Source organism: Burkholderia sp. BE12 (genome assembly GCF_002959955.1).
GTDB lineage: Bacteria > Pseudomonadota > Gammaproteobacteria > Burkholderiales > Burkholderiaceae > Burkholderia.
Genome location: NZ_PREY01000020.1, coordinates 71,269 through 89,564, shown reverse-complemented (window position 1 = coordinate 89,564; position 18,296 = coordinate 71,269). Strand labels below are relative to the sequence as shown.

At 68.3% G+C, this 18,296-nt stretch carries 18 protein-coding genes; 8 read left to right on the top strand and 10 right to left on the bottom strand.

What is annotated here, in order from left to right; all coding sequences use genetic code 11:
- Nucleotides 1-10 precede the first annotated feature (10 nt).
- The 5 genes from C4B30_RS22455 to C4B30_RS22435 all read right to left on the bottom strand — a co-directional run bounded on the left by C4B30_RS22455 (nt 11) and on the right by C4B30_RS22435 (nt 5,800).
- Complete coding sequence (locus C4B30_RS22455; protein WP_105133027.1) at nt 11-637, bottom strand: DUF2894 domain-containing protein; 627 nt, start codon at nt 635-637, stop codon at nt 11-13.
- A complete protein-coding gene (locus C4B30_RS22450; RefSeq protein WP_027782369.1) occupies nt 634-1,278 on the bottom strand; it encodes an OmpA family protein in 645 nt (214 codons plus the stop codon). Before C4B30_RS22450 ends, C4B30_RS22455 begins: the two co-directional genes overlap by 4 nt.
- Nucleotides 1,279-1,281: 3 nt before the next feature.
- Entirely contained in the window at nt 1,282-4,089 is a 2,808-nt protein-coding gene (locus C4B30_RS22445) for a DUF802 domain-containing protein (protein WP_105133026.1), read from the bottom strand.
- A 10-nt stretch (nt 4,090-4,099) separates the two neighbouring features.
- Nucleotides 4,100-4,876, bottom strand: coding sequence for a DUF3348 domain-containing protein (locus C4B30_RS22440; RefSeq protein WP_105133025.1), 777 nt, complete (start codon nt 4,874-4,876; stop codon nt 4,100-4,102).
- A gap of 285 nt (nt 4,877-5,161) precedes the next feature.
- Nucleotides 5,162-5,800 carry a LysE family translocator gene (locus C4B30_RS22435; RefSeq protein ID WP_105133024.1) on the bottom strand — a complete coding sequence of 213 codons (639 nt, stop codon included), beginning with the start codon at nt 5,798-5,800 and terminating at the stop codon, nt 5,162-5,164.
- A gap of 357 nt (nt 5,801-6,157) precedes the next feature.
- Between C4B30_RS22435 and C4B30_RS22430 the strand changes: the two genes are divergently transcribed.
- From C4B30_RS22430 to C4B30_RS22415, 4 genes are all read left to right on the top strand, one after another.
- Complete coding sequence (locus C4B30_RS22430) at nt 6,158-6,736, top strand: hypothetical protein (protein WP_105133057.1); 579 nt, start codon at nt 6,158-6,160, stop codon at nt 6,734-6,736.
- A 181-nt stretch (nt 6,737-6,917) separates the two neighbouring features.
- Entirely contained in the window at nt 6,918-8,297 is a 1,380-nt protein-coding gene (locus C4B30_RS22425) for an FAD-containing oxidoreductase (protein ID WP_105133023.1), read from the top strand.
- A 79-nt stretch (nt 8,298-8,376) separates the two neighbouring features.
- Nucleotides 8,377-9,279, top strand: a complete 903-nt coding sequence (locus tag C4B30_RS22420) for a LysR family transcriptional regulator (RefSeq protein ID WP_027782363.1) — start codon at nt 8,377-8,379, stop codon at nt 9,277-9,279.
- Nucleotides 9,280-9,402: 123 nt separating this feature from the next.
- Entirely contained in the window at nt 9,403-10,392 is a 990-nt protein-coding gene (locus tag C4B30_RS22415; RefSeq protein ID WP_105133022.1) for a zinc-dependent alcohol dehydrogenase family protein, read from the top strand.
- A gap of 34 nt (nt 10,393-10,426) precedes the next feature.
- Here C4B30_RS22415 and C4B30_RS22410 read toward each other — a convergent pair whose 3' ends face one another.
- Nucleotides 10,427-11,320, bottom strand: a complete 894-nt coding sequence (locus tag C4B30_RS22410) for an SDR family oxidoreductase (protein ID WP_105133056.1) — start codon at nt 11,318-11,320, stop codon at nt 10,427-10,429.
- Between the two features lie 95 nt (nt 11,321-11,415).
- Here C4B30_RS22410 and C4B30_RS22405 point away from each other — a divergent pair, with 95 nt between their 5' ends.
- The gene (locus C4B30_RS22405) at nt 11,416-12,279 is read left to right on the top strand and encodes a helix-turn-helix transcriptional regulator (RefSeq protein WP_105133021.1); all 864 of its coding nucleotides are present in this window, start codon (nt 11,416-11,418) and stop codon (nt 12,277-12,279) included.
- A 168-nt stretch (nt 12,280-12,447) separates the two neighbouring features.
- Here the strand turns inward: C4B30_RS22405 and C4B30_RS22400 are convergent, their stop codons facing one another.
- The gene (locus C4B30_RS22400) at nt 12,448-12,831 is read right to left on the bottom strand and encodes a hypothetical protein (protein WP_027782359.1); all 384 of its coding nucleotides are present in this window, start codon (nt 12,829-12,831) and stop codon (nt 12,448-12,450) included.
- 312 nt (nt 12,832-13,143) lie between these two features.
- Between C4B30_RS22400 and C4B30_RS22395 the strand changes: the two genes are divergently transcribed.
- From C4B30_RS22395 to C4B30_RS22385, 3 genes are all read left to right on the top strand, one after another.
- The gene (locus C4B30_RS22395) at nt 13,144-13,887 is read left to right on the top strand and encodes an SDR family oxidoreductase (protein ID WP_105133020.1); all 744 of its coding nucleotides are present in this window, start codon (nt 13,144-13,146) and stop codon (nt 13,885-13,887) included.
- A gap of 355 nt (nt 13,888-14,242) precedes the next feature.
- Nucleotides 14,243-14,764, top strand: coding sequence for a GNAT family N-acetyltransferase (locus C4B30_RS22390; RefSeq protein ID WP_027782357.1), 522 nt, complete (start codon nt 14,243-14,245; stop codon nt 14,762-14,764).
- A 160-nt stretch (nt 14,765-14,924) separates the two neighbouring features.
- Nucleotides 14,925-15,872, top strand: a complete 948-nt coding sequence (locus C4B30_RS22385; protein ID WP_027782356.1) for a GlxA family transcriptional regulator — start codon at nt 14,925-14,927, stop codon at nt 15,870-15,872.
- 101 nt (nt 15,873-15,973) lie between these two features.
- On the opposite strand, the gene C4B30_RS22380 is transcribed toward C4B30_RS22385, so the two are convergent.
- The 3 genes from C4B30_RS22380 to C4B30_RS22370 all read right to left on the bottom strand — a co-directional run bounded on the left by C4B30_RS22380 (nt 15,974) and on the right by C4B30_RS22370 (nt 18,268).
- Nucleotides 15,974-16,447 carry a YybH family protein gene (locus C4B30_RS22380; protein ID WP_105133019.1) on the bottom strand — a complete coding sequence of 158 codons (474 nt, stop codon included), beginning with the start codon at nt 16,445-16,447 and terminating at the stop codon, nt 15,974-15,976.
- Nucleotides 16,448-16,513: 66 nt separating this feature from the next.
- On the bottom strand, nt 16,514-17,368 hold the full coding sequence (locus C4B30_RS22375) for a DJ-1/PfpI family protein (protein WP_105133018.1): 855 nt from the start codon (nt 17,366-17,368) through the stop codon (nt 16,514-16,516).
- A 153-nt stretch (nt 17,369-17,521) separates the two neighbouring features.
- Nucleotides 17,522-18,268, bottom strand: coding sequence for an SDR family oxidoreductase (locus C4B30_RS22370; protein WP_105133017.1), 747 nt, complete (start codon nt 18,266-18,268; stop codon nt 17,522-17,524).
- Between the last annotated feature and the right edge of the window lie 28 nt (nt 18,269-18,296).

The following is an 18,296-nucleotide window of genomic DNA, read 5'->3' as shown; positions in this document are numbered from 1 at the left end:
CGGCGTGGCGTTATCGCGCCTTCGCGCGCGTCGCCTTCTTCGCGGGCCGGGCCGCCTTCGCGCGCGGCGCCTCCTTCTCGGGCTGCGCGCCGCCGCCGGCGAGATCCTCCAGCCATGCGAGCGCATCGACGTACGACAGGAACTGCTGCAGATAGTCCGGCGACAGCTCGCGCATCGTCGCGAGCGAGCGGTGCACGAGGCTGTTCGAATTGAGCGGCCCCGCGTTGCGCGGCACCTGGTCGAGCGACTGGCGATATTGCTGTTCCGTGCGGACTTTCGACCACATCGTACGGAAGTAATCGACCAGTTCGGGATCGAGCCCGCGCCGGTCGGCCTGCGCATCGCGCGCGAGCCCTTCGACGAGCGCGGCAAGCGCGCCGCGCGCGGGCGCGCGCGCCGTGACTTCCACCGTGTCGCGCGTGGTATCGGCGTCATCGGCGCACGCGACGACCTCCGCGAAGCCTTCGATCAGCGTCGCCAGCCGCGCGTCGAGCAGCGCGCGTGCGGCGCCGTCGAGCACGGCCGCGCGCCGTTCGAGCGCGTCGATCCGGTGAAACCGCACGGGATCGAGCCGATCGGCGCCCTGCTCGCGCCATGCATCGAGCGTCGCGCGCACGTGCGTCACGTCGCCCGTCACTTTGCCTTTCCTCCGTTCGACGCCGATTTGCGCGGCACCGGCGCGATTTCCACGCGACGGTTCTTCGCGCGGCCTTCATCGTCCGCATTCGAGCTGACCGGCTGTTCGGAACCGAACGCGGCCGCGAACACCGACGACGCAGGCACGCCGGCATCGATCAGCGCGCGCGTGACCGTCAACGCGCGCTTGGCCGACAGTTCCCAGTTGTCCGCGAACAGGCGGTTGCCGGCGTGCACCTGCTGGTCGTCCGCGAAGCCGCTGATCATCAGGATCTCGTCGCGCGTCTTCAGGTACGTGGCCAGCGGGCTGGCCAGCGTCTTCAGCAGGTCGCGGCCCGCGGGCTGCAACTGATCGGAGTTCAGCGCGAACAGCACGCTGCCGCTGATCCCGATGCGCCCGTTCACGAGCGTCACGCGGCCGGCCGCGAGCGGCCCGGCGAGCGCCTGTTCGAGCGACTTGCGCTGCTGCGCCTCGAGCTGGCGCGCACGCACCGCTTCCTCGAGCTTCGACGTGAGCTGAAGCTGCATGCCGATCACGCCGACGAGGATCAGCACGAACGCGCCGAGCAGCACCGACATCAGGTCGGCGAACGCGGGCCACACCGGCGCCGATTGCGCGCCGCCGTCGATTTCGTCGTGCATGCGTTACGCTCCGACGGGCGCCCGCCGGCCGGCGAGCTGCTGCAGGTCTTCGACGATCTGCTTCTGCGACATCACGCTCAGGTCGATCACTTCGCGCGCCTGCGCGACGTAGTACTCGAGCTGTTCGTCGCTGCGCGCGAGCGATTTCTCGAGCGCGGCCTCGATGCGCTGCAGATGGGTCAGCAACTTGTCGTTCGATTCGCCGAACACCTGCACGGCCATCCCGAACGCGTCGCCGAGGCTCGCCACTTCGACGGCGCCGGCCGTGACCTGCGCGGCCACCGAATCGAGCTTGCGCGTCTCGGTGTCGACGGTGTCGTTGAAGCGCGCGCCGACGCGGTCGAGCAGATCGGCCGACGTGCTGACGAGCGCGTCGATCGCGGCGCGCTGTTCGGTCGACGCGTGGTTGACCGCGCCGAGCAGCGTCTCCAGCGTCGCGAGCAGGCGGCTGCGCTCCTCGAGCGTCGCGGTGTCGCGCACCATGCTGTCGGACAGGCGCTGGCGCAGCTCGGCGACGACGTCGGCCGCAGCCTTCGGCGCCTCCGACGCGGCCTGCACGAGACGCGCGATTTCGTTGATCGTGTCGCTCGCGTGAACCTGCGCCTGCGCGGTGATGTCGTTCGCGGTGCGGGCCAGCGTGTCGCAGATGTCCTGCTGGCGCGCGGCGGCCTGCGCGCTCGTCTGCGCCCATTCGTCGCGCAGCGCGGCCGCCATCGCCGCGAGCGAATCGTTCCAGGCGGACAGGCGGGCCTCGTCGCGTGCGGCCAGTTGCGATTGCAGGCCGGCGTGCGACTCGCGGATCGTCGTCAGCAGGTCGTTCGAGCGCTGTTCGAACGTCGACGCCTGTGCGGCGAGATCGCGCGTCGTTTGCGCCAATGCGTCGCAGATTTCCTGCTGGCGGCCGGCGCTGTGCACACCAGCGCGCTGCCATTCGTCGCCGAGCTTCGCGGCCATCGCGGTCAGCGAACCGTTCCATGCCGACAGACGCTCTTCGTCGCGCGCAGCCAGCTGCGATTGCAGACCGACGTGCGAATCGCGAATCGTCGACAGCAGATCGTTCGCGCGTTGTTCGAACATCGAAGCTTGGGCGGTGAGGTCGCGCGTCGTTTGCGCGAGGGCGTCGCAGATTTCCTGCTGGCGGCCGGCGCTGTGCACGCCTGCATGCTGCCATTCTTCGCCGAGCGTCGCGGCCATCGCGGCCAGCGAGTCGTTCCACGCAGACAGCCGTTCTTCGTCGCGTGCCGCCAGTTGCGATTGCAGGCCGGTGTGCGATTCGCGGATCGTCGACAGCAGATCGTTCGAGCGTTGTTCGAACGTCGAAGCCTGTGCGGTAAGGTCGCGCGTCGTTTGCGCCAGGGCGTCGCAGATTTCCTGCTGGCGGCCGGCGCTGTGCACGCCCGCGCGCTGCCATTCTTCGCCGAGCTTCGCAGCCATCGCGGCGAGCGAATCGTTCCACGCCGACAAGCGTTCTTCGTCGCGGGCCGCCAGTTGCGTCTGCAAACCGGCGTGCGATTCGCGCATCGCGGCGAGCGTCGCACTCGAATGGCGTTCGAACGTCGCGGCGGCTTCGCCCAGCGCGCGCGCATGCTGGCCGGCCAGCGTCTCGCCGACCTGCTCCTGGCGCGAGAGCGCATCGCGCCACGCGTCCGACAGGCGGCCTTCGGTCGATTCGAGGCGCGTGGCGACGCCGTCGAGCAGATCCGACGAACGCTGCGCGAACGTCTCGGTGAACTGGCCGAGCGTCGTCTGCAACTGCTGCGCGACGGCGTCGCCCGCGCGGCGCTGTTCGTCGAGCGCGCGGTTCCACACGGCCGTCACGTTGGCGGTGGTCTTCTCGAAGCCGTCCGTCAGCCCGTCGAGCTGACGCTGCACCGCGCCCGTCACGGTGTCGCGCAGCGCGGCCATCTCCTGCGCGAGCCCCGTCATCGTCGCGGCGACGACCGGCTGCAGCGCCGCACCGGCCACGCGCGCGCTTTCGGCGGCGCTTTCCTTCAGCGCGTCGCCGACGTTCGACGCAAGGCCCGCGTACGCCCGCTCGGTCCGATCGAAAAACGCCTGCTGACTGTCGAGCTGGCGATCGTGCAACGCGACGCTGCGCGCCTCGAGCGTCGTCATCATCGTCTGCAGCCGGTCGACCAGCGCCGGCATCACGTCGGCCTGGCGCTGCAGCAGCCGGAACGATTCGTCGCGCTGGTGCGCGGAAGAATGCACGCGCAGCGTCGTCGCGATCTTCGCGTCGAGCTGCTGGGCCGCATCGATCCGCTCGCGGCGCACGAGCGCGGACAGCAGGCCGAGCATCGCGGACGTCGCGACGCCGGCGATCGACGTGCCGAACGCGAACCCGAGCCCCTTCACCGGCGCGATCAGCGACGCGCGGATCGCATCGAGATCGGTCGCGCTCTCGAGCGCGGCGCCCGTGCCCTTCAGCGTGACGACCATCCCGAGCAGCGTGCCGAGCATGCCGAGCAGCACCAGCAGGCCGACGAGGTAAGGCGTGAGCGCCGGGCCCGGCAGCGCGACGCGCGCGCCTTCGACCCGTGCGCGCACCGCGCCGCGCAGGCCCGGATGCAGCGTATCGAGCCACGTGTCGAGCTTCGCGGGCGGCTCGGTCAGGCCGCCGACCGCGTGCGACAGCGTGGCGGTCGCCTGCCGGTAGCGCAGCAGCTCCCATGCGCCGGCGACGTAGCACGCGCCGATCAGCAGCGTGACGGCCGCCGCCAGCGGGTTCGACGCGACATAGCCGGCACCGATCCAGCCCACTGCGAGCAGACCGGCGACGAAGACAACGAGATCAAGGCGAATTCTGGACATAGCGTGTTGATTAGCAGGTGCGAAGGGCCGCGAGCAGCCCGTCTACCGTTTGAAACCGGACTTCGAGTTCGGCAAGCAGGATGCTTTGCATCTCCTCGCGAAACGTATCGAGCCATGCGCCGGGCACGATCGCCGCGACGGTCGGGATGTCGGCCACCGTGCCTTCAGTGGCAGGCGCATCGGCAGCAGCGGCCGTCGCGGCCGCGGATTCGGCCTCGGCCAGCGCCTGCCGCTCCGCGTCGCGCAGCCGCGCGAAGCGCGTGCCGAGCAGCGCGGGCACGGCCGACAGCAGGCTGCGCTCGCGCGCGCCGAGCACGCGCTCCATGATCGTGTCGAGCGTCGCGAGCCGCGCCATCCCGGACGAGCGCGCGGCGAGCGCGACCCGCAGGCGGCCACGCAACTGGCCGATCGCCGTTTCCATGTCCTGCTGCAGGGTCAGATAACGCTGGCGAAAGTCCGCGAAATCGGCCGTGTCGGCGGCCGGCGGCGGCAGGTCGCCCGGCCGGCGCCGCGTACGCGGCCGGGTGGCCGTGATCGCCTGCGCGAGGTCGTGGCGCACGCGGGCGCAGTCGCGCTCCGCGTCGTAGCCGCGCACGCCGGCCGCGACGCCCGGCGGGCTCGCATTCAGCGCGGACGACAGCGTGATCGCGTCGGTCCAGCCGAGCCACTGGCTCAGCCGGTCGGACAACGTTTGCCGGGATTCCGCGACGTCGGCATCGGCCAGGCGCGCGAGCAGCCGGACGAGCGTCGGACCGCTCAACGCCGGGCGCGGAGATGCGTGCACCATGCTGCAAACCGTCAAAAAAGGCAGCAGTTTACACGTCGTCGGGTCGTCGGCCGCCAGAATCGGGGAAGCGGCGGCGCCCGGCGCGCCGTGCGACCCACGCGAACCCCCGTCGCGCAAGGCTCGACGGGCGACGACGAGGGGTGGGAAACATGCCCGGCGGCGGCCCGCATGCGGCCGCGCCATCGGGAAGCCATGCGTTCGCGAGACGCCGACGCGCGCTCGGGCGAGCGGCGCGGCGGGTTCGTACCGGCCGCCGGCGCCGATACGGATCGGGAATGACAGCGCTCAGATTCCCGCTTTCGGCGCATTCAGGATCAGCCGCAGCCCGAGCAGCGTGATCGCGCCGGCCGCGATGCGGTCGACCCACTTCTTCGCGCGCAGGTAGAGTTCACGCGGCCGGCGCGTCGAGAAGCACAGCGCGACGAGCGTGTACCAGCCGAATTCGACCGCAAACACGAGCGGCGGCAGCACGAGGTAGCACCACAGCGGCGGATGCTGCGGAAGCAGCGCCGCGAAGATGCTGCCGTACCAGATCGCCGTCTTCGGGTTGCTGAGCTGGGTCGTGAGGCCGGTCAGGAACGACTTGCGCGCGCTGCCGCCGGCCATCGCCTGCGGATCGTCCATCGCGATCGGCCGGTCGGCGCCGCGCCAGATCTTCGACGCCATGTAGATCAGGTAAGCGCCGCCCGCGATCTTGAGGCCCACGTACAACCATTCGACAGCCTGCAGCAGCGTGTAGAGCCCAGCCAGCGCGACGCCGCCGAACACGATGCCGCCGATGCCCATGCCGAGCGCGGTGGCAAGCCCGTCGCGACGCGACAGCCCGATCGAATTGCGGGCCACCAGCACGAAGCTCGGGCCGGGAATCATCGCGCCGAGAAACAGCGCAGCCAGGATGGCGAATACGGCAGCCGATGCGGTCATCGAAGTCTCCTTGGTCAGCGACGCCGCTGCGCCGGCGCCTGCGTGTCGTTTCCGACGGTCGAGCCGCTGATTCTGGCACGCTTCGCGCGTAGCCGAAAGCGGTCGTGCGCTGCTATGCTGACCCTCTTTCCCGTCACTGCGCGCCGCCCCATGATCGAGACTCGCGTCGCCCGCCATCCCGCCGCTGCAGTTGCCGTCGAAGCGATCTCGCGCGAGGACGACGCGCGCCCGACCGTCGGCATCGAATTCGACGGCGACGCGCCCGAAAACCCGACGCCCGGCACCGAGTTTCCCGGGCGCGATCAGTCCCCCCGCGCGGCTCGTCCCCCTTTTCTTCCTTCGATCGAACCTCCCGCCATGCGCGCTCTTCGCCTTTCCGCCCTGCTGCTCCCGCTGCTCGCCGCACTCCCGCTCGGCGCCCGCGCCGACGGCCTGCCGAAGTCGATCGCCGCGCAATTGCCACCTGGCTACCAGCCGCTGGTCGCGAACGCCGGCCCCGATCTCGACAACGGGCGACACAGCTTTCTCGTCGTCGTGCATCGCGCGGTCGATACGCGCGAACAGCCGTCGCCGCGCCCGCTGCTGATCTACGAGGAGCAGGCCGATCGCACGTATCGGCTCGCCGCACGCAACGATCAGGTCGTGCTGCGCGCGAACGACGGCGGCCAGTGCGATCCGTTCGACCCCGACGATGCCGCCGACAACGGCTTTTCGGTGAAGGGCCGCTATTTCACCGTGCAGAATTTCGTCGCGTGCGGGCAGCACTGGACCGACTACATCACGTTCCGCTACGACCCGCGCACGCACGGCTGGCTCTTTTCGAACCAGATCGTCACCGAATCGTTTCCGCTCGAGGGCAAGCCCGACCACGTCACCGTCACGCGCGCCGACCCGCATCGGCCGGTGTCGTTCGGGCAGTGGACGCCCAAGGACTAGACGTTGGGCGCAGCGGCGCCCGCGGCGGTGCCGTTTTTCAATGCGGCGCGCCGCTCGCCCGCCGCTCGCGACAGCCGGCCAACGGGTCTACCATAGGCGCTCGTCGCCCGCGGGCGACCGCCGGCACGGCATGCGGCTTGCGCCTGCCCCTTTCCTCGTTGCACCCGCACAGGAGGACGTCATGACGCAACACTTCGATGCGATCGTCATCGGCACCGGCCAGGCCGGACCGCCGCTCGCCGCGCGGCTCGCCGGCGCCGGCATGAAAGTCGCGATCGTCGAGAGCGGCCGCTTCGGCGGCACCTGCGTGAACACCGGCTGCATCCCGACCAAGACGCTGATCGCGAGCGCGTACGCCGCGCAGCTCGCCCGGCGCGCCAGCGAATACGGCGTGTCGATCGGCGGCCCCGTCACCGTCGACATGAAAGCGGTGAAGGCCCGCAAGGACCAGATCTCCGGCCGCTCGAACCACGGCGTCGAGCAATGGGTGCGCGGCCTCGACAACACGACCGTCTTTCAGGGTCATGCCCGATTCGAACGCGCGAACGCGGTGCGCGTGGGCGACGAAGTGCTCGAAGCCGAACGCATCTTCATCAACGTCGGCGGACGCGCGCAGGTGCCCGCGATGCCGGGCCTCGACACGGTGCCGTACCTGACCAACTCGACGATGATGGACGTCGACTTCCTGCCCGACCATCTCGTGATCGTCGGCGGCAGCTACGTCGGGCTCGAATTCGGCCAGATGTACCGCCGTTTCGGCTCGAAGGTCACGATCGTCGAGAAGGGCTCCCGCCTGATCGGCCGCGAGGACGAGGACGTGTCGCAGGCCGTGCGTGAGATCCTCGAAAACGAAGGGATCGACGTGCAGCTCGACGCGAACTGCCTGAGCGCGCGCCGCGACGGCGACGGCATCGTGGTCGGCCTCGACTGCGCGGGCGGCGGCCGCGAGGTCGCGGGCTCGCACCTGCTGCTCGCGGTCGGGCGCGTGCCGAACACCGACGATCTCGGGCTCGACCGCGCGGGCATCGACACCGACGCGCGCGGCTACATCACCGTCGACGACCAGTTGCGCACCAACGTGCCCGGCATCTGGGCGCTCGGCGACTGCAACGGGCGCGGCGCGTTCACGCACACCGCGTACAACGACTACGAGATCGTCGCGGCCAATCTGCTCGACGACGATCCGCGCAAGGTGTCCGACCGTGTCACGGCCTACGCGATGTACATCGATCCGCCGCTCGGCCGCGCCGGCATGACGCTCGCGCAAGCGAAGCAGACGGGCCGCCGGCTGCTGGTCGGCACGCGCCCGATGACGCGCGTCGGCCGGGCGGTCGAGAAAGGCGAAAGCCAGGGCTTCATGAAGGTGATCGTCGACGCGGACAGCCACGCGATCCTCGGCGCGTCGATCCTCGGCGTGACCGGCGACGAAGTCGTGCACGGGATGCTCGACGTGATGACCGCCGGCGCGCCTTACACGACGATCAGCCGCGCGATGCACATCCACCCGACCGTGTCGGAGCTCGTGCCGACGCTGCTGCAGGATCTGCATCCGGTCGAATGACGCACGGCAGGCGGGCGGCCGCGCACCGCGCCGCGGCGGTATGCGAAGATGGCCGCTCGCCACGCCATCCGGGAACGCCATGGACCGCCTGCAAACGATGCAGATTTACGTACAGATCGTCGAACGCGGCAACTTCACGCAGGCCGCCGACGCGCTGCAACTGCATCGGCCGGCCGTCACGAAAGCCGTGCAGCAGCTCGAACAGGAACTCGGCGTCCGGCTGCTGAACCGCAGCACGCGCCGCGTCAGCGTGACGGCCGAGGGCGAGGCGTTCCATGCGCGCTGCGTGCAGCTGCTCGGCAGCATCGACGAGGCGTTCGCGTCGTTTCCCAAGCAACGCGCGGTGCCGAAGGGCCGGCTGCGGATCGACATCGCGCTCGCGCTCGCGAAGACGGTCGTGATTCCGGCGCTGCCCGACTTCCAGCAGCGTTATCCGCAGATCGAGCTCGTGCTCGGCGCGAGCGATCAGCCGGCCGACCTGATCGGCGAAGGCATCGACTGCGTGGTGCGGGTCGGGACGCTGAAGGATTCGAGCATGGTCGCGCGCACCGTCGGCGCGGTGCCGATGGCCACGTGTGCGTCGCCGGCCTATATCGCACGCCACGGTTTGCCGCGCACGCTCGACGATCTCCGTACGCATCGCGCGGTCAACTTCTTCACCGGCCGCAATCGCCGCGTGCTTGACTGGACGTTCCGCGCGCACGGCGAAACCGTCGCGGTGAAGCTCGCGAGCAGCCTGCTCACCGACAACTCGGAAGCGTTGCTGTCGTGCGGGCTCGCCGGCCTCGGCATCGTGCATGCGTTGCGGCCCGCGCTGCAGCCGAGCATCGACTCGGGTCAGTTGATCGAGCTGCTGCCCGGCGTGCCGGCCGTGCCGAAGCCGGTGTCGGTGCTGTACCCGAACCGCGCGCATCTGCCCGACAAGGTGCGCGCGTTCATCGACTGGCTGACCGAGCTGTTCGCGCGGCGTTATCCGGCGTAATACGGGTCCGCGTCGATTGTTATTCGTCGAATAACAATCAATGATCGGGCCGCGCGTTTATCCGGCGCGGGCGCCCGCCTACGATGCTGCTTCATCGACACCCGTTCATCGAAGGAGCGCTCCATGACCCGCATCGTTCGTTTCCACCGCATCGGCGGCCCCGAAGTCCTGCAGATCGACACCGTCGACGTGCCCGCGCCGGGCCCCGACGACCTCCAGCTACGCGTGAAGGCGATCGGCCTCAATCGCGCGGAAGTCATGTTCCGCAGCGGCGAATACACGTTCACGCCGCGCTTTCCGGCGTCGCTCGGCTACGAGGCGTCGGGCGTGGTCGCGGCGATCGGCCGCAACGTGACGGGGTTCGCCGAAAGCGACGCGGTGAGCGTCGTGCCGGCATTCTCGTTCGCCGACTACGGGATGTACGGCGAGGTGGTCAACGTGCCCGCGCATGCGGTGGTCAAGCATCCGGACAGCCTGTCGTTCGAGGAGGCGGCCGCGACGTGGATGATGTTCGTCACGGCCTACGGCGCGCTGATCGAACTCGGCGGCCTCGAGCGCGGCGATGCGGTGCTGGTCGGCGCCGCGTCGAGCAGCGTCGGGCAGGCCGCGATCCAGGTGGCGAACCATGTCGGCGCGATGCCGATCGCGCTGACGCGCGGCGAATCGAAGCGTCAGGCGCTGCTTGACGCGGGCGCGAAGCACGTGATCGTCGGCAGCCCCTCCGACCTGGCGCAGCAGGTAGCCGACATCACGGGCGGCACCGGCGCGCGTATCGTGTTCGACCCGGTCGGCGGCCCCGACGCGGCGAACCTGCTGCGCGCGCTGGCCACCAACGGCACGTTCTTCCAGTACGGCGCGCTCGATACGCGCGACATCCCGGTGCCGGTGATGGACCTGCTCGCGCGCCACCTGACGCTGCGCGGCTACGAGCTGTTCGAGATCACCGGCAACGCGCAACGGCTCGAACGCGCGAAGCGCTTCATCGTCGACGGGCTCGCGGCCGGCACGCTGAAGCCGCGAATCGATCGCACGTTCGCGTTCGATGACATCGTGGACGCGCACCGCTACATGGAAGCCGGCGCGCAGGTCGGAAAGATCGTCATCACGGTCTGAGCCGCCCCCCGCGGCGAGCGGGTCGCGCCGCTCGTCAGCTTTCGAAATACCGCGGCCGGTCGATATCGGCCAGCAGCCGAGGCTGGGTCGGCGCCCAGTCGAGCAACGCCCGCGTGCGCTCGCTGGTTGCCGGCGCATCCATCCCGGCAAACATCGCGAACCAGCCGAAGTGCTCGCCGGCTTGCTCCGCCGACTTCGCGACGACCGGCACGTTCAGCCGGCGGCCGATCACATCGGCGATCTCGCGAAACGGCACGCCCGTATCGTCGACCGCGTGATAGCGCGCGCCGGCCGCGCCGCGCTCGATAGCGAGCCGGTACACGCGCGCCGCGTCGAGCCGGTGCACGGCCGGCCAGCGGTTCGCGCCGTCGCCGACGAACGCCGATGCCCCCTTCTCCCTCGCAAACGCGATCAGGCGCGGCACGAAGCCGTGATCGCCGTCGCCATGCACGGACGGCGGCAGGCGGACGACCGACGCGTGCACGCCGTGCGCTTCCAGCGCGACCGCGGTCGCTTCGGACGCACGCGGATAGCTCGCCGACACCGGCACGTGCGGATCGTCCTCCGTCGCCGCGCGGCCGGGCGCGACGAGCGCGAGGCCCGACGTGACGACCAGCGGCCGCGCCGAGCCGGCGAGCACCGCGCCGATCGTCTCGATCGCGCGACGATCGAGTTCGCAGTTCTGCGCGAAGCGCGAGAAGTCGTGATTGAATCCCGTGTGGATCACCGCATCGGCAGCCTCGGCGCCGCGCGTCAGGCTGTCGAGATCCTCCAGCGACCCGCGATGGACGTCGGCGCCGGCGGCGGCAACCGACGCCGCGGCCGCATCGGACCGCGCCAGCCCGAGCACCGAGTGCCCGGCGCCCACGAGTTCGGCGACGACGGCCGAGCCGACGAATCCAGACGCTCCCGTAACAAAGACACGCATGTTCAGCACCTCCGGATGAAATGGAGGCTTACTATCTGCCGATGGCCGCTCGCGGTGAAGTCGTGACGGTTTACCGGTAAACGAACTAACAGGATATGGCTGACGCCCCCGACAACCTGCTCGGCGCGTACCTGCGGGACCGCCGCGAGAAACTCGACCCGGCCGCGCTCGGGCTGCCGGCCACGCGCCGCCGCACGCCGGGCCTGCGGCGCGAGGAAGTCGCGCAGCGCGCGCACGTGAGCGCCGCGTGGTACACGTGGCTCGAACAGGGGCGCGGCGGTGCGCCGTCGGCCGACGTGCTCGACCGGCTCGCCCGCGCGCTGATGCTCAACGAGGCCGAACGCGAGCACCTGTTCCTGATCGGCGTCGGCCATCCGCCCGAGGTGCGCTATCACGCGCCGGCCGGCGTGACGCCGCGCCTGCAGCACGTGCTCGATTCGCTCGACGCAAGCCCGGCGATCATCCGCACGGCGACGTGGGACGTCGTCGCGTGGAACGACGCGGCGGCCGCGACGCTGACCGACTACGCGACGCTGCCGCCGGCCGCGCGCAACGTCCTGCGGCTGATCTTCGTCGACTCGCGCGTGCGCGCCGCGCAGCCGAACTGGGAGCGCATCGCGCGGTTCGCGGTCGGCGCGTTTCGTGCGGACGTCGCACGCAGCGGCGCGACGCAGGCCGTGCAGGCGTTCGTCGACGAGATGCGCGCGACGAGCGCCGAATTCGACGCGATGTGGCGGGACCACGATATCCATTCGCATCACGAAGGCACGAAGGAGATCCGCCATCCGCAGGCCGGCCGGATCGCGTTCGACTATTCGGCGTTCTCGGTCACCGGCCGCCCGGACCTGAGCCTCGTGGTCTTCACGCCGGCGACGCCGGCCGACCGCGCGCTGATCCGCGCGCTCGTCGCGGCCCGCGAAGAGGCCGGCCGGACACCGGCACCGGTGCCGACCACGTGACCACGCACGAATTTTTTGCGAGCCTAATTCAGAACGGCACGTATCGGCGGATCGCGTAGCAGTACTTGTCGTTCGATATCCATCACTGACGAACGCGGGCGGAAAACGCAAAGGGGCCGCCGCGCGCGAACGCGCGACGCCCTTCGTTCATTCACGGAAAAGTGCCGACTATGCCGCGCGCTGCAGCACGTCCGTCGCGAAAGACTTCGCATGCGCGACGGCTTCCTGGGCGTCGCCGAATACGCCGAGCTGATCCCAGTGCTCTTCGGCCGCGTAGGTGCCTTTCACGGCGAGCGCCCGCTGGACGCTCAACTGCGCCGCGTATCGGCCATCGTCCAGCGGCCGGGCCGTCGCGACGACCTTGTGCGGCGGGCTGGCCCGCTCCGGCTGAACCAGCTCGACAGGGCCGCTGGCCGTGCCGATATTCATCAACTCGTTTCTGGCGTTGCAGTCGGGGCAGTAGAAGCACCAGCCCGCGCCCTCCTGATGGGGCCTGACCTGCCCGCGAGCCAGCACGGCACGACATTCAACGTTTTCGCAGATGAACGGCATCGCAGTCTCCGGAGTTGTTTGACGGAAATCCTAGCATGTCCGCCGGCCGTCAACCATCGGCATCCGCATGATTGCCGTATCGGCGATTTCGGTTCGTGACGGAGGTCCGACCGGGCGAATGTCGCCGCCTTTCGCTGCACTGCAAAATCGGCGTTTTTTTACCGGGTCGGAAAATTGCATACGCGGCCACGCACCGGATCGTGCTCCGCGCATTCCCGGAGAATCGTGCAAGAAATGTGGACTCGCGAGATAACGGTCGCCCCCGCTTCCGCGCAATGCTGTCGGTTCTTCATCCCGAACCGAGGAGCGAATATGACGAGCCACAACATCGAACGAAAAGTGATCCTGATCACCGGCGCGAGCAGCGGTATCGGCGAAGCCACCGCCCGCTATCTGGGCGCGCGCGGCGCGCGGCTGATGCTCGGCGCGCGCCGCACCGAACGCCTTGCCGCGCTCGCCGACGACATTCGCGCCGATGGCGGCACCGCGGCCTGGCGTGCGCTCGACGTCACGCAGCGCGACGACAGCGTCGCCTTCGTCGACGCCGCGCTCGCCGAGTACGGGCAGATCGACGTCATCGTCAACAACGCGGGCGTCATGCCGCTGTCTCCGATGGCGTCGCTGAAGGTCGACGAGTGGGACCGCATGGTCGACGTCAACATCAAGGGCGTGCTGTACGGCATCGCGGCCGCCCTGCCGGTGATGAACCGGCAGGGTTTCGGCCAGATCGTCAACGTATCGTCGATCGGCGGATTGCGGGTATCGCCGACGGCCGCCGTCTATTGCGCGACGAAGTACGCGGTGCGCGCGATCTCCGACGGCTTGCGGCAGGAGAACGACAAGCTGCGCATCACGAGCATCTGCCCGGGTGTCGTCACGTCCGAGCTGGCCGACACGATTACCGACCCGATCGCCGCCGAAGCGATGACGCGGTACCGCAGCATCGCGCTCGAACCCGACGCGATCGCGGCGGCCATTGCGTATGCGATCGCGCAGCCTGCCGATGTCGACGTGAACGAGATCGTCGTGCGTCCGACCGCGACGGTCACGGGCTAGGGGCTGTTCACGCTAATAACGGGCTTGCGAACGTGCCTTTCCGCCCGCAGGGCAAGAAGAGAGGAGGCGCAATAGCCGTCGCTATTGCAACGACGAACGACGCCGCCATGCGGGCGGAAAGGCACGTTCCCCTGTTTGAAAAAATTCGTTCGCGGGGCTGGCCCCCAGAAGGGCCGATCGCCGCGTCATGCTCCTCGCGAATACGTCGAGTATTCGCTTCGTCGCAATCCTTGCGCTCGGCCCTTCTGGGGGCCAGCGAAAGCCCGTTATTAGCGTGAACAGGCCCTAGGCGATGCGTCTGCTGGAGATCACCCGGGATAAACTGTCGGCCCGACACCGAACCGAGAGATGCTCAATGTTGATCCGCGTTGCGACACTGGCCGATGCCGTCCCGCTTGCCGAATTGAAGCGCGATACGTTTCGCGAAACCTTTCTGCACGACGGGTTTGGTATCGATTACCCGCCGGACGATCTGGCCGAGTACGAAGCCCGGACGTACTCGGTCGCAGCGATCACCGAGCAGCTAGGCGACCCGCAGTGCCGGACGTGGGTCGCGGAAGGCGACGACGGCACGCTGGTCGGATACGCGCATGCGGGGCCGTGCAAGCTTCCCCACCCGGAAGTGACGGACGGCGCGGGCGAGATCCATCAACTCTACCTTCGACGCGGCACGCAGGGAACCGGCGCCGGACGCGCGTTGTTCGACGCCGCGCTCCAGTATCTCGCCGCGACGCGCCCCGGCCCGGTATGGCTGGGCGTGTGGTCGGGCAATGCGAAGGCCATCGCGTTCTACGAAAAGGCGGGCTTCAAGCGTGTCGGCACGTACGATTTCAAGGTCGGCGAATCGACCGATCTCGAGTTCATCTACCGTCGCTGACCGTCGCTTCCTGTCGGCATCGCGTAAGCGCGGCGCAAACCGGTACAGTCGATCGATGACGGCGTAAACGTCGTTTTTCCCTCGTTTCGAGCCAATTGGCACGATCCGAGGGTTCCCGGTAAAATTCGCCATTCCGTCGTTATCGACTCATTGCTTCGTCATGCATCGAATTGGATTCTTCGTCTGCCACGGCTACGACGCGCTCGATCTTGGCGGGCCGCTGTCGGCCTTCAATCAGGTGGCCACGGCCGCCGGCCATACGCCATACGATCTTCACGTCGTCTCGCCCGCCGGCGGCCCGATTCCCGGCAATACCGGCCTTTCGATCGACACGAAACCGATCGGCAGGCGCGCGTTCGACACCGTCGTGTTCGTCGGCGGCGACATCGCGCCGATGCAGACATCGGAAAATATCGCCGCGGCCAGCAAGCTGGCCGCCAAGGCGTCGCGGGTGGCCAGCGTGTGTACGGGCGCATTTCTGCTTGCGGAAACCGGTTCGCTGGACGGTTTGAGAGCGGCGACACACTGGCGCTACGCCGCGCAATTGCAGTCGCGCTTCCCTCGCACACGGGTGGACGGCGACAGTATCTATGTCGTCGATGGCCATGTCTGGACGTCGGCGGGCATCGCCTCCGGCATCGACCTGGCGCTCGGCATGATCGAACGGGATATGAGTACGGAAATCGCGCGCGAGGTCTCCCGGCTTCTGGTCGTTCCGTATCGGCGCCCCGGCGGGCAGTCGCAATTCTCCGCGATGTCGCAAATGGAGCCGGAATCGGATCGCATCCGCATCGCGCTGAATTTCGCCCGGGAACATCTGGCCGAAGCGCTGCCGGTCGAGCGGCTCGCCGATGCCGCCCGCTTGAGTTTGCGACAGTTCGGGCGCGCGTTTCGCCGGGAAACCGGTGAAACACCGGCCCGCGCCGTCGAGCGTTTACGCGTCGAAGCAGCGAGGCTGCGCCTTCAGGGCGGCAGCGAACCGATCGAACAGATTGCGCTGGCGGTGGGATTCACCGATCCGGAACGGATGCGCCGAGCGTTCATCAAGCTGCATGGGCACCCGCCGCAAGCGATTCGACGCGAGAGCCGGTCGAACGCAGCGCGCTGATCGACCGCCTGCCGATCGGCGCGCCGCATGGTCGACGTCGCGCTAACGGATGATCGGCGCGTGGGTACGCAACGCGCCATTTCGCCGCGCGTCGATAATCGTCAATCGTTGACGGGCGGATAAGCGTTCCACATGTCGCGATGCAGCTTCCACGTGCCGCCCTGCTTCAGGAAGACGAGCGTCTGCTTGGCGCGGATCTTGAGCTTTCCGTTACCGTCGCGAACCTCCACATCCGATACCTCCGTCACGACCCGGTCGTTACCGTAGAACTCGTCGTTGCTGAACGATACGGTGCCGGGTTTCGATCCGGCATACCCGTTGGTGAAGTACTCGGTGATCGCGCGGCGCCCGGTGACTTTGTCGCCTCCGGGCGGCAAGAGCGCGCCGTCGTCGGTATAGAGACGGCCTATCGCGTCGTAGTCCCCTCGCGCAAAGGCATCCGCCCATCGCGCGTTCTCGGCCTTGATGGCCGCTTCGGGCAAACGTTGCGAACCGCCGGCCATAGCCGGCGCCGTGAATGCAAAAAAGGACAAGTATGCTGCGAGCGCAGCAGTACGAAGATGAGTCTGTCGCATCGAGTGAGTTCCGAATCGGGTTTGAATTGAAGAGGTGGCGACCTGCATGCGTGGCCGGCAAGCGTGTCAGCGAACGCCGGGAACGCGAGCGAGCCCCTTCGATGCGCCGGGCAGCTTCTTGTCGACCATCGCGACGAGTTCGGGCCGCGCATCTCTCGGATGACCGGAGTGGAACGGCGGAGCGGGATCGTATTCGATCACGAGTTGCGTGAACTCGGCCGCCTGCTGGCCGCGCAGTTTCGCCGCCACGCGCAGCGCGAAGTCGATGCCGGCCGTCACACCGCCGCCGCTCATGAAGCGGCCGTTGTCGTCTTCGACGAAGCGATCGGGAACGGGAATCGCGCCGTACTCGGACAGCTTGTTGACGAAGGCCCAGTGACACGCGCTGCGCTTGCCGTTGAGCACGCCCGTCGCGGCGAGCACGAGCGAGCCGTTGCACACCGACGTCACGTGTTTGGCGCTTTCCGCGAGGCGCCGGATCTGCGCCTGATACGCCGGCCGCATCGGTGCCGACAAATCGGACCCGCCGGGCACGAGGATCAGGTCGGTCTTGTCGATGTCGGCCAGCCGTTCGGTCTTGCCGTACACGACGCCGAATTCGAGCGTCACGTTGCCGCCATCGAGGCTCGCGTAGCGAACGTTCGTATTCGGCAGCCGGTGGAAAATCTCGCTGGGGCCCGCGAAGTCGAGCAGCGTGCCGCCGTCGTAATTGACGATCAGGATGTCGAGCGGCTCGTTCGGCGCGAGCAGCCCCGCGCCGCCGGTCTCCGCAAGCGCAGGCGTGGCGCGCCCCAGCAACGCGCCGCCGCCCAGCACGGCGCCGAGGGTGGCGGCGCTGCCGAACTTCAGGACATCGCGGCGCGAACGGCCTGCCCGCGTGAGGTGCCCGGCCGGGACAGGGTTATCGCTACTGTCGGTCATGATGATTGCTCCTTGCACTTTGGCCCATGGGCGAGCGCAATCCCGCCGGGCCGGATGAAATAACCGCCACGGCGAACGGCGTGGCGGACGTGAAAATCGGAATGGGGATGAGCCGCGATGACGTGCCGGGCTCGGAAAGCGTGAAGCGCAGGCTTAAAGCTGCGACGCACCGCCATCGACCACCAGCTCGGTGCCGACGACGAAGGACGATTCGTCGCTGGCGAGGTAGAGCGCCGCGTACGCGATGTCGTCGGCATTGCCCATGCGGCCCACTGGAATCGCTTCGGCGAATTCGGCCTTGCGCTCACGCACCCATTCGTCGGGCATGCCCCACTTGAAGAGCAGAGGCGTATCGATCGCGCCAGGCGCGATCGCGTTGAAGCGGATTTTCCGGTCGAGAAACTCGTACGACCAGCTGCGGGCCAGCGACCGCACGGCGGCCTTCGCCGCCGCGGTCAACGAGATGCCGTGCTTGCCGGTCTGCGCGACGAACGATGTATTGAGGATTACCGATGAACCTTCGCGCAAGTACGGCAGCGCTGCTTGAAGCGTGTACACCACGCCCTTGACGTTGACGTCCATGATGGCGTCATAGAGTGTGTCGTCGATGTCGTCGACTGCGGACGGGAACGCCCAGCCGGCATTGGCGAACACGACATCGAGACCGCCAAACGTCTCGTTGACTCCCGCGGCGATCGCGCGCATGTCGTCGAGCGAACGCACGTCGCCCTTGAGCACGACCGCATGCTCGCCGAGCTCCGCCTTCACGCGCTCGAATACGGTCTCGTCGCGCCCCGTCACCGCGACGCGCGCCCCTTCTGCAATGAACAGCTTCGCGGTGGCAAGACCGATACCGCTGGTGCCACCCGTGATCAACGCCGATTTGTTCTCGAGTCTCATCTTCCGTTCCTTTTCATGTGGTGACCGA